11 protein-coding genes are annotated in these 11568 nt (G+C 62.6%); 8 read left to right on the forward strand and 3 right to left on the reverse strand.

Translation table 11 applies throughout. The features are described 5' to 3' along the window. Nucleotides 1-1931: hypothetical protein (locus RTX98_RS17130; RefSeq protein WP_312798022.1), on the forward strand; the 1931-nt coding region annotated here is incomplete at its 5' end. A gap of 9 nt (nt 1932-1940) precedes the next feature. Here RTX98_RS17130 and RTX98_RS17135 read toward each other — a convergent pair. Both RTX98_RS17135 and RTX98_RS17140 read right to left on the reverse strand, forming a co-directional pair. After that, a complete protein-coding gene (locus RTX98_RS17135) occupies nt 1941-2426 on the reverse strand; it encodes a GNAT family N-acetyltransferase (protein WP_312798023.1) in 486 nt (161 codons plus the stop codon). 14 nt (nt 2427-2440) lie between these two features. Continuing rightward, the gene (locus RTX98_RS17140; protein WP_312798024.1) at nt 2441-2905 is read right to left on the reverse strand and encodes a tRNA (cytidine(34)-2'-O)-methyltransferase; all 465 of its coding nucleotides are present in this window, start codon (nt 2903-2905) and stop codon (nt 2441-2443) included. Nucleotides 2906-3345: 440 nt separating this feature from the next. Here RTX98_RS17140 and RTX98_RS17145 point away from each other — a divergent pair, with 440 nt between their 5' ends. The 7 genes from RTX98_RS17145 (at nt 3346) to RTX98_RS17175 (ending at nt 11128) form a co-directional block, all read left to right on the forward strand. Further along, the gene (locus tag RTX98_RS17145) at nt 3346-5229 is read left to right on the forward strand and encodes an ABC transporter ATP-binding protein (protein ID WP_312798025.1); all 1884 of its coding nucleotides are present in this window, start codon (nt 3346-3348) and stop codon (nt 5227-5229) included. Between the two features lie 46 nt (nt 5230-5275). After that, entirely contained in the window at nt 5276-7168 is a 1893-nt protein-coding gene (locus RTX98_RS17150) for an ABC transporter ATP-binding protein (RefSeq protein ID WP_312798026.1), read from the forward strand. Between the two features lie 6 nt (nt 7169-7174). Then, nucleotides 7175-7489: a DUF6665 family protein gene (locus RTX98_RS17155; RefSeq protein WP_312798027.1), complete on the forward strand. Its 315-nt coding sequence runs from the start codon at nt 7175-7177 to the stop codon at nt 7487-7489. A 197-nt stretch (nt 7490-7686) separates the two neighbouring features. Further along, nucleotides 7687-8295, forward strand: coding sequence for a ubiquinol-cytochrome c reductase iron-sulfur subunit (gene petA, locus RTX98_RS17160; protein ID WP_416223154.1), 609 nt, complete (start codon nt 7687-7689; stop codon nt 8293-8295). Between the two features lie 17 nt (nt 8296-8312). Beyond that, a complete protein-coding gene (locus RTX98_RS17165; RefSeq protein ID WP_189502872.1) occupies nt 8313-9617 on the forward strand; it encodes a cytochrome b in 1305 nt (434 codons plus the stop codon). A gap of 25 nt (nt 9618-9642) precedes the next feature. Beyond that, nucleotides 9643-10503: a cytochrome c1 gene (locus RTX98_RS17170; RefSeq protein WP_416223155.1), complete on the forward strand. Its 861-nt coding sequence runs from the start codon at nt 9643-9645 to the stop codon at nt 10501-10503. 79 nt (nt 10504-10582) lie between these two features. Then, complete coding sequence (locus RTX98_RS17175; protein WP_312798029.1) at nt 10583-11128, forward strand: adenine phosphoribosyltransferase; 546 nt, start codon at nt 10583-10585, stop codon at nt 11126-11128. 6 nt (nt 11129-11134) lie between these two features. Here the strand turns inward: RTX98_RS17175 and RTX98_RS17180 are convergent. Then, nucleotides 11135-11568: N-acetyltransferase (locus RTX98_RS17180; protein ID WP_312798030.1), on the reverse strand; the 434-nt coding region annotated here is incomplete at its 5' end.

Below are 11568 nucleotides of genomic sequence, written 5' to 3' on the forward strand. Positions count from 1 at the left end.
TTGCGCTTGCCTTGGTAAACCCGGTTCTGCTCGACGAACTGCGTCAGCCCCTGAAGAGCGTCGTCGCGCTCGTCGTGGACCGCAGCCAGAGCCAGGACATTCGCGACCGCAGCGCGCAGACCGATGCAGCACTTGCCGAGCTGAAAACGCGGCTGGCGCGCTTCGACCAGTTCGAAGTGCGCGAGATCGAAGCCGGTCAGGCAGCGTCGGCCGAGGATCGCACGGACACCAAGCTGTTCGGCGCGCTCGACAGCGCCTTCCGCGATGTGCCGCCGTCACGAATTGCCGGCGCAATCATGGTGACGGACGGCCAGGTGCATGATGTGCCTGCCAACGCCAATCCTGGCTTTGAAGCCCCGGTTCACGCGCTGATCACCGGCGAGGACGGCGAGCGCGACCGGCGTATCCGGCTGGAAAACGCGCCGCGTTTCGGGCTCGTCGACAAGCCGATCCCCATGACCTACCGCGTGCTCGACACAGCCGGTCAGGGCGACGCGGTGAACGTGCGCGTGTCGATTAACGGCAATCCGGTCGCCACCGAACGCGCGATCGTGGGTCAGCCGGCCACTGTCGAAGTCACGATCCCGACCGCCGGCCGCAACATCGTGGAATTCGCGGTGGAAGGCGTGGCGGGCGAACTCACGACCACCAACAATCGCGCCGTCGCGCTGATCGACGGCATTCGCGAGAACCTGCGTGTGCTACTGGTGTCCGGCGAGCCGCATGCCGGCGAGCGCACTTGGCGCAATCTGCTCAAGTCCGACGCTTCCGTCGATCTCGTACATTTCACGATCCTGCGCCCCCCTGAGAAACAGGACGGCACGCCGATCAACGAGCTGTCGCTGATCGCCTTCCCGACGCGCGAGCTGTTCGTCGACAAGATCAACGACTTCGATCTGATCATCTTCGACCGTTACCAGCACCGCGACGTGCTGCCGATCCTGTATTACGACTACATCGCCGAATATGTCGAAAACGGCGGCGCACTGCTGATCGCGGCAGGTCCCGAATATGCCGGTCAGCAATCAATCGCCAACACGCCGCTGATGTCCACCCTGCCCGCTCTGCCCTCCGGCGAAGTCGTGGAAGAAGGCTTCTATCCGCGCCTCACCGATCTCGGCCAGCGTCACCCCGTCACCCGTGGGCTGGAAGGCTCAGGACAGGAACCGCCGCGCTGGAGCCGCTGGTTCCGCCAGATCGGCGTCGACAGCACGCAGGGCGAAGTGGTGATGAAGGGTGCGGACGACCGGCCCTTGCTGGTGCTGGAGCGCAAGGGCGAAGGCCGCGTCGGCATGTTCCTGTCCGACCAGGGCTGGCTCTGGGCGCGCGGTTATGAAGGCGGTGGCCCGCATGTCTCGCTTTACCGGCGCATCGCGCATTGGCTGATGAAGGAGCCTGAGCTCGAGGAAGAACGGCTCATCGCCGACGGTCGCGGCATGGTGCTGAACGTCACGCGTCAGACCATGAGCGACGATCCCGGCCCGGCCAGCGTCATCTCCCCTACTGGCAAGCGGCTGCAGATCCCGCTGACCTCCAACCAGCCGGGCCTGTTCACAGGCAGCCTGGAAACCGATGAGGTCGGCCTTTATCAGATTGCCAATGGCGACCTGACGGCGCTTGCCCATGTCGGGCCGCTCAACGCGCCGGAGTTTGCCGATGTCGTGTCTACCACGGACCGGCTTCAGCCGGTGGCGGACGAAACCGGCGGCAGCGTGCGGCGGCTCGAAAGCGGCGTCACGGGCCTGAGCCTGCCCAACATCGTGCCGGTGCGCGCCAATGGCGAAACCAATGGCCGCGACTGGATGGGCCTGCGCGTCACTGACGACAGCGTGCTGCAATCCGTCAGCCGCACGCCCTTGTTCGGCGGCTTCTTCGGTCTCGCTCTGCTGCTGATGGCGATCGGCGCGATGTGGTATCGCGAGGGGCGCTAAGCCCCTTCGCTACACGCCCCGGCAGAAATAGCGAACAGTCTTCGCGCCACCATGGATCGCCGCTTGCCCGACTTCGGTGAAGCCAAGCGCCGCATGAAACGCATCCGACGCCGGGTTTGGCGGCTCCGCGTTAACCTCGCAGCAGATCCTGTCGTGCCCAGCTTCTTTGGCGCACGCAAACAAGTCTTCGTAAAGCCGCCGCGCGAGCCCGCGTCCCCGCGCTTTCGGTGACACCACGATGCGATCCACATACACGAAGCGCGAATAGCGCGCCTTGAACCACAGGAAGTTGGGGCTGGTGTAAGCCGCGCCCTGATCAAAGGTCAGCAAAAAAGCATCGCCGTCGCCGATCCGCCGTGCATGAAACGCACCCGCGACCATTTGGGCGAGGTCCTCGGCCGATAATAGAGACAGCTCCTGCGCATGATCGTTGTTAAGCGCGAGGATCGTTGCGTGACGCTCTGCGTCAACAGCTTGAATCAGATCGTTGGCCACGGCGCGCAACTCCTTCATCCTGCAACGGAAAACTGGCGCAGGGCCTCGCTGGCAGTGATCGCGGCCGACACCGACAAGTTGAGGCTGCGCGCGCCCGGCATCATCGGAATGGTGAGCCGCGCGTCGGCGAGCGCATGCACGCTGTCCGGCACACCAGCGGATTCCCGTCCGAACAGGATGATGTCGTTGGGCGCAAAGGCGAACTGCGTGTAGGGCACTGCACCCTTGGTCGTGAGCAAAAGCAGGCGCCGACCCTCTTCTTTGCGCCATGCTTCAAACGCTTCGAAGTTGGTATGCCGGCGCAGCGCCGCCATCTCCAGATAATCCATGCCGGCGCGCTTCAGGTTCTTGTCGGATATGTCGAAGCCGGTCGGCTCGATAATGTCGACGGCGACCCCGAGGCAGGCGCCAAGGCGCAGCACCGCGCCGGTATTGCCAGGAATTTCAGGCTGATAAAGCGCGATGCGCAGGTCGCTCATGATGCGTGTCCGTTCAAGATGGCGTGTCGGATTGGATTGGCGCTGCTTGCCCTTGAGACAAAAAACCATTCCCGTGACTGGCCGTTTGCGCGCAACTAGGCTATGAAGCCGCCGACATCAACGCGAACCAGAGGGGACAAGGATGGAAAACATGATCACTGTAAACATCCCGCGCGCCCTTCTCCGGCCCTTGTTTCGGCCAATCGGCGCCTGACGGCGGCTTCGCGACCCTCTTAGGCTTTACTTTTCAAGCAGCGTCTCGAACCCCGCCGGACCGTTCTTTCCGTTCCGAGGTTTCGTCATGTCGTTGTTCTTGCTTTTCGGTCTTTATCCACCTTCACCCGCTTTTCGTCGGCTGAAGGTGCTTTGCTCGCTTCCGTCATGACCATCCGGCTTCAACAGCCGCCTGCGACCGTTTTTTGTACTACGAGATTGATCCCATGTTCCGCTGGTTCGAATCCCGCCTGAACCCCTTCCCCACCGAAGAACCCGTCGAGCCCCCGAAGACGCTCGTTGGCTTCTGCCTGCATTACACCAGGGGCTCGTGGCCTTTCATCATCCTTGCCGCGATCCTGATGGCCGCGATTGCGCTGGCCGAAGTCTGGATGTTCGCCTTTCTCGGCAACATCGTTGACTGGCTGTCGGCACAAAACCGCGAAACCTTCTTGCAGACAGAAGGCTGGAAGCTGATCGGCATGGGCGCGATCGTGCTGATCGCCCTGCCCGCGACGGTGGTGCTCAATTCACTGATCAGCCAGCAGACGCTGATGGGCAACTATCCCATGCGCATACGATGGCAGGTGCATCGCTACCTCCTGAAGCAGTCGATGAGCTTCTATCAGGACGAGTTCGCCGGCCGCATCGCCACCAAGCTGATGCAGACGGCCTTGGCCGTGCGCGAATGCGTCATCAAGCTGATCGACGTGTTGAACTACGTCATCGTTTACTTCCTGGGCGTGCTGTTCATCGTCGGTTCGGCAGATTTGCGCTTGGCCGCCCCGCTGGCCGTGTGGCTCGCGGCTTATATCGGCCTGCTGTTCTTCTTCGTGCCACGCCTCGGCAAGGTCGCGGCGGAACAAGCTGATGCGCGCTCGCTGATGACCGGTCGCGTCGTCGACAGCTACACCAATATCCAGACGGTCAAGCTGTTCAGCCATGCCAAGCGCGAGTCGTCCTATGCCCGCGAAGGCATGTTCGACTTCCTGCAGACCGTTTACCGCTCGATGCGGTTGGTGACCGGCCTGTATGGCTCGCTTTACATCCTCAACGCGCTGCTTCTGACTTCCGTTGCCGGCATTGCGCTGTGGCTGTGGCTGGGTGATCTGGTCTCGATCGGCGCCGTGGCGGTGGCCTTGGGCCTCGTGCTGCGCCTGTGGGGCATGTCGCAGTGGATCATGTGGGAAGTGTCCGCGCTGTTCGAGAATGTCGGCACGGTGAAGGACGGCATTCAGTCGATTTCACTGCCGCGCGTGGTGGAAGACGTTCCCGGCGCCAAGCCGCTTGCGGTGACCAAGGGCGAGATCAGCTTCGATCGCGTCGGCTTCCATTACGGCAAGGGCAAAGGCATCATCGGCGATCTCTCGCTGACGATCCGTCCGGGCGAAAAGGTCGGCGTGGTCGGCCGCTCGGGCGCTGGCAAGTCGACGCTGGTAAACCTGCTTCTGCGTTTCTACGACGTAGAAAGCGGCCGCATCCTGATCGACGGTCAGGACATTGCTGGGGTTCAGCAGGACAGTTTGCGCGCGCAGATCGGCATGGTCACGCAGGACACGTCCCTGCTGCACCGGTCCGTGCGAGACAACATCCTGTATGGCCAGCCGGATGCCGACGATGCGATGGTGAAGCGAGCGGCCGAAAGCGCATCCGCCGAAACCTTCATCGCCGCTTTGCGCGATCACAAGGGCCGTACGGGCTATGATGCCTATGTCGGCGATCGGGGCGTCAAGCTTTCCGGCGGCCAGCGCCAGCGCATCGCGATTGCCCGCGTCATGCTGAAGGACGCGCCGATCCTGATCCTCGACGAAGCGACCTCGGCACTGGACTCGGAAGTCGAAGCCGCGATCCAGGAGAACCTCTATCGCCTGATGGAAGGCAAGACGGTGATCGCCATCGCGCACCGTCTCTCGACCATCGCGGCCATGGACCGGCTGATCGTGATGGATCGCGGGCGGGTGATCGAGGACGGCTCGCATGACGAGCTGGTGGCCCGGGGTGGGCTTTATGCTCAGCTCTGGCAGCGCCAATCCGGCGGCTTCCTGATGCAGGAAGAGGCCGAGGCGATCGGAGCGCAGGCCGAAAGGCCGAAGGATCTGGCAGCAGAATAAAGCGGCCGGGCTGTCACTCATGGAGCAGTGAACCTATATCAAGCCTGTGCTGACCCCCGATCCCTCCCCGTCTGAAAAACGACCCTTAAGCGAGCGCGCCTGGCAACGCGCCGAAAACGTCATTAATCCGTTCGGCGATACGCCACGCGAAGTGCTGCCGCGCGACGCGTGGGCCTTCATCCTGTTCTTTGCCAAACAGGCGAAAGGACCGTTCATCCTGCTTCTGATTGCCGGCGGCCTATCAGGCGCGGTGGATGCCGCACTTTACTGGTCGGTCGGCTGGCTGATCGACATCCTCGATACCGCCAATCCCGCGACGCTCGTCGTCGATTACTGGCCGCACCTCCTCGCATTCCTCGTGCTCGTCCTGTTCGTGCGCGCGGCGATCATGATCGGCAATGCCGTGGTCGAGCAGCAGGTCGTGGTGCCCAACTTTTACCAGCTCGTGCGCTGGCAGGCCTTCCGGCGCGTGATCGACCAGCCCTATGAGTTCTATCAGAACGATTTCGCCGGCCGCATCGCTACCAAGATCCTGCAAGGCGGCGAAGCAACGGGCGACTTCATCACTTCGTCGCTGCAGACGATGTGGAGCTTCGTCACCTTCCTGATCCTGGCCGCGACGATCCTGTCGACGCTCGATCCCCTATTGGGCGTGGTGCTGGGCCTGTGGCTAGCGAGCTACCTGGCTTCAGCCTGGGTTCTCCTGCCGCCGCTACGTGCCGCCGGTCGCAAGACAGCGGATGAACGCTCGCTGGTCAATGGCCGGCTGGTGGACGCCTTCACCAACATCATGGCTGTGAAACTGTTCGACAGCGGCGGGCGCGAGCATGGCTTCGTGCGCGAAGGCATGGCGCAGTATCTTACCGCCGTGAAGCAAATGACACGCGGCATCACCCGCGTGCGCGGCGCCATTGCTATCCTCAACGGCTTCATGATGGCCGGTGTGGCCCTGCTGGCAGTCTATAGTTGGCAGAACGGCGAAGCCTCGACCGGTCAGGTTGCAACGGCCATCGGCCTCGTGTTCCGGCTCAACCAGATGTCCGGCTACATGATGTTCAACATCAACGGCCTGATCCGCTCCTTCGCCACCGTGCAGGATGCCACCGGCACGATCTCGGTGAAGCCCGGCATCCAGGATGCCCCGGATGCCATCGTCGCGCCACGCGCGAGCGGCGACCTGCGCTTCGATGATGTCTCCTTCCATTATGACAAGGCTGGCGGTGTCATCGACCACCTCAACCTTCACATCCAGCCCGGCGAGCGCGTCGCGCTGGTCGGCCCATCGGGCGCCGGCAAAACGACACTGGTGAACCTCGCGCTGCGGCTGTTCGATGTCGAAGCCGGCCGCATCCTCGTCGACAACCGCGATATCCGCAGCCTGACACAGACCTCGCTGCGCCAGCAATTTGGCGTCGTCAGCCAGGATCCGATGCTGATGCACCGCTCGATCCGTGACAACATCGCTTATGGCCGCCCGGATGCCACGGAAGACGAGATCATCGCCGCCGCGACCCAAGCCAAGGCGCATGACTTCATTGGCGGCGTGCGCGATCCCAGGGGCCGCACCGGCTATGACGCCCATGTCGGCGAGCGCGGCGTGAAGCTGTCCGGCGGACAGCGCCAGCGCATTGCGATCGCCCGCATGATGCTGAAGAACGCGCCGATCCTGGTGCTGGACGAAGCCACGTCCGCGCTCGACTCCGAAGTCGAAGCAGCCATCCAGGACAGCCTGAGCGAGCTGATGCACGGCAAGACCGTCATCGCAATCGCGCACCGCCTGTCGACCATCGCGGCGCTCGATCGCATCGTCGTGCTGGACGGCGGTAAAATCGTGGAAGAAGGCACGCATGACCAGCTTGTGGCGCGCGATGGCCTTTACGCCCAGCTTTGGAAGCGCCAGTCCGGCGGCTTCCTGGCCGATCGCCTCGCAGCGGAATAGGTCATCATGAGCCTTCGTCTCCCGTCCCAGTTTGGCAGCGTGCATCCCGGCGATGTCCTGTTCGATGCGCTGAACACGGAGATCGCGGGTGAGAAGGCATCATCGCTTGGCCGCGCCGGTACGCAGGCTGCGAAAGCGCTCACGAAGCTTGCCGAGGCCGGGCCGCATCATCCCGATCGCCACGCTCTGCTCAAGGCTGCGGCCGATGCCGTACATGGCTTCTTTATCCAGCGCGAGCTTTGTGGCATGCGCCGCCATGATGGCGTCATCCGCGACCTCGCCATTCCCCAAGCGGTTCTTGTCCGGCTGGGCGCCAAGTAGAGCCAGCGCTGAAATCGTGAGGCTCGGCAGGCACTTGCAACAATGTTGCGACAAACTGCCCACCCGTTCTGCGACCATATGGACAACCCCCTCACAGACGCCTAGAAAATGCCGCAAACTACCAGGGATTCCGTGGCGGCTTCACGGCGCGCGTGCATGATCTGGTGGTCCCAGCCGGCGGAAACGTCGGCAAGGCGATGAGACAACGGAGCCATTGGCTCGACGGTCAGGAGGACTATTCCGTGAGCGCAAACGAAACCGCCGAACCGACCCGGCGCGATTTCCTTTATATCGCGACAGGTATGGCAGGTGTCGTGGCCGCTGCAAGCGTGGCCTGGCCCTTCATCGATCAGATGCGCCCCGACGCATCCACACTGGCACTCGCCACCGTGGATGTGGACGTTTCCAGCGTGGAACCGGGCATGTCCATCACCGCCAAGTGGCGCGGCAAGCCGATCTTCATCCGCAACCGCACGCCGGCCGAGCTTGAAGAAGCCAACAAGGTTCCCCTGACCGACCTCAAGGACCCGATCGCCCGCAACGCCAATCTTCCCGCCGATGCTCAGGCGAGCGACCTCGATCGCTCCGCTGGCGAAGGCAAGGAAAACTGGATCGTCATGGTCGGCTCCTGCACCCATCTTGGCTGCGTGCCGCTCGGCCAGTCCGGCGACTTCGGCGGCTGGTTCTGCCCGTGCCACGGCTCGCATTATGATACGGCCGGCCGCATCCGCAAAGGCCCTGCTCCGCAGAACCTGGCAGTTCCGACGTTCGAGTTTATCTCGGACACTACGATCCGGATCGGTTAAGGCGAGAGAAGCAGACTATGAGCGGTGGACATTCGACTTATACGCCGACGACCGGAATTGGACGCTGGATTGATGCACGCATGCCGCTACCGCGGCTAATGCACGACAGCTTCATCTCCTATCCGACGCCACGCAACCTGAACTACGCCTACACGTTCGGCGGCATTCTCAGCATCATGCTGGTAGTCCAGATTCTGACCGGCGTCGTGCTGGCCATGCACTACACGGCCTCCACGCTGCTGGCCTTCGACTCCGTCGAAAAGATCATGCGCGACGTGAATTCGGGCTGGCTCCTGCGGTACCTGCACTCCAACGGCGCATCGATGTTCTTCTTCGCCGTGTTCATCCATATTTTCCGCGGTCTTTACTACGGTTCCTACAAGGCGCCGCGCGAACTGCTGTGGATCCTCGGCTGCATCATCCTCCTTCTGATGATGGCTGCCGGCTTCATGGGTTACGTTCTGCCTTGGGGCCAGATGAGCTTCTGGGGCGCAACCGTCATCACCGGCTTCTTCACCGCCATTCCGCTGGCCGGCGAATGGGTGCAGCAGCTTCTCCTGGGCGGCTTCGCGGTCGACAATCCGACCCTGAACCGCTTCTTCTCGCTGCACTACCTCATCCCCTTCATGATCGCCGGCGTCGTCGTGCTCCATATCTGGGCGCTGCATGTCACGGGTCAGACCAACCCGACTGGTATCGAGGTGAAGTCGAAGACGGACACGATCCCATTCACGCCGTATGCGACCGTCAAGGACGCGCTCGGCATGGTGGTGTTTTTCCTGCTCTTCGCCTACTTCGTCTTCTACCTGCCGAACTTCCTCGGCCACCCCGACAACTACATCGTCGCCAACCCGCTGAAGACGCCGGCCCACATCGTTCCGGAATGGTACTTCCTGCCGTTCTACGCGATCCTTCGCGCCATCACCTTCAATATCGGACCGATCGACTCCAAGCTCGGCGGCGTGCTCGCCATGTTCGGCGCCATCGCAGTCCTGTTCTTCGTGCCCTGGCTTGACACGTCGAAGGTTCGTTCGGCCGTTTACCGCCCCTGGTACAAGCTGTTCTTCTGGCTCTTCGTGGTCGACTCGATCCTGCTTGGCTGGCTCGGCTCGCGCCCGGCAGAACCGCCTTACGTGGTCATGGCTCAGCTCGCGACGCTCTACTACTTCGGCTTCTTCCTCGTCATCATGCCGGTTCTCGGCCTGATCGAGACGCCGCGTCGCCTGCCGAACTCGATCACGGAAGCGGTGCTTGCGAAGAACCACGGAAGTGCCGCGGCACATCCGGCGGGTGCAGCTGCTGCGCCTGAGACCAAGGCTTGAGCCCAGGACTCGAAAGGACGACATGATGAAAAAGATCCTCTCGGGACTGGCGGCACTTTGCCTTGGCGCGACGATGGCAACTGCCGCCCTCGCACAGGAAGAAGCCCATAACGAAGCGAACCCAACGCATTTCCCGATCCACCGCCCGGCGGAACTGGATTGGAGCTTCGCGGGTCCGCTCGGTCGCTACGACAACGGCCAGTTGCAGCGCGGCCTAAAGGTTTACAAGGAAGTCTGCTCGGCCTGCCATTCGTTGCGCCTTGTGTCCTTCCGCAACCTCGAAGACCTCGGCTATTCCGCCGAGCAGGTTCGGGCGCTTGCCGCCGAATATGAAGTGACGGACGGCCCAAATGCGGATGGTGAAATGTTCACCCGCGCCGCTTTGCCGTCGGATCATTTCCCATCGCCATACCCTAACGACGAAGCGGCTTCCGCTGCCAACAACGGTGCAGCCCCGCCTGATCTGTCGCTGATGGCCAAGGCGCGCACAGTGGAACGCGGCTTCCCCCGCTTCGTGTTCGATGTCTTCACGCAGTATGCGGAAGGTGGTCCCGACTACATTCATGCGCTGCTGACGGGCTACGAAGAAACCCTGCCGGAAGGCATGGAAGTCGCGGAAGGCACACATTACAACCCGTACTTCATCGCGGGCAAGTCGCTGGCCATGCCGCAGCCGATTTCGGCCGATCAGGTCACCTACGAAGACGGTTCGCCGCAGACGATCGACCAGTATTCGCGCGACGTGTCGGCCTTCCTGATGTGGGCTGCCGAGCCGCACCTGGACGAGCGCAAGATGATCGGCTTCCGCGTCATCATCTTCCTGATGCTCTTCATCGGCCTGCTGTGGATGACCAAGCGCAAGGTGTGGGCCGGCGTGGCGCACTAAGCCTTGCTCTCCCATCAAAAACTGAAAGGGCGCCGTCAGGCGCCTTTTCTTTTGTTCCTCGACCCCACAAGGTAGAGCCATGAAGAGTTCCCTCGAAGACTTCCTCGACCAGTCGATCCGCACGATCCCTGATTATCCCAAGCCAGGTGTGCAGTTCCGCGACATCACTACTCTGCTCGGCAACGCCCGTGCGTTCCGCCGCGCAATCGATGAACTGGTTCACCCCTATGCCGGTCTGAAGGTCGATAAGGTCGCCGGCATCGAAGCGCGCGGTTTCATCCTGGGCGGCGCAATGGCGCACCAGCTGTCATCGGGCTTCGTGCCGATCCGCAAAAAGGGCAAGCTGCCGCATGAAACCGTGCGCGTGGCCTACAGCCTGGAATATGGCGTCGACGAAATGGAAATGCATCGCGACGCGGTGAAGCCCGGAGAGCGCGTGATCCTTGTGGACGACCTGATCGCAACCGGCGGCACCGCGGAAGGCGCGGTGAAGCTGTTGACGCAGATGGGCGCCGACATCGTCGCCGCCTGTTTCGTCATCGACCTGCCCGAGCTCGGCGGCCGCAAGAAGCTGGAAACGCTGGGCGTTCAGGTCAACACGCTGATTGCCTTCGAAGGCCACTAAACCCGATCAGCTTGCCGCGCGCAAAGGCTCGGCAGCAAGGTCATCCGCCGGCCGTTCAATCGACGCGACATCAGGCTTGATGATCCGGTCGGCATGGTCGAGCGCGCCGCGCAGGCGCGCCAGCGAACCCGGCACGAATTCGCAGGCAAGCAGCCTATACGGATCAACCGGGCGCGGCATCTCGACCTGGTTGAACGGCACCCGCACGAAGCCCAGCGGTCCGTAATAAGGCGCATCGCCCACCAGCATGACGAGGGGCGAGCGCGCGACTCGCGCCGCATCCAGTGCCAGCGCCACAAGCGTGCGACCAATGCCGGCACTCTTGAAGGCCGGACGCACGGCGAGTGGCCCGAGCATATGCCCCCTGCCCTCGCCGGCCGCGATCGGCGTCAGGCGCACCGAGCCAACCACCTGATCGCCGGCCATCGCAACGAAAGACA

This window comes from Tianweitania sp. (assembly GCF_032053605.1).
Classification (GTDB): domain Bacteria; phylum Pseudomonadota; class Alphaproteobacteria; order Rhizobiales; family Rhizobiaceae; genus Tianweitania.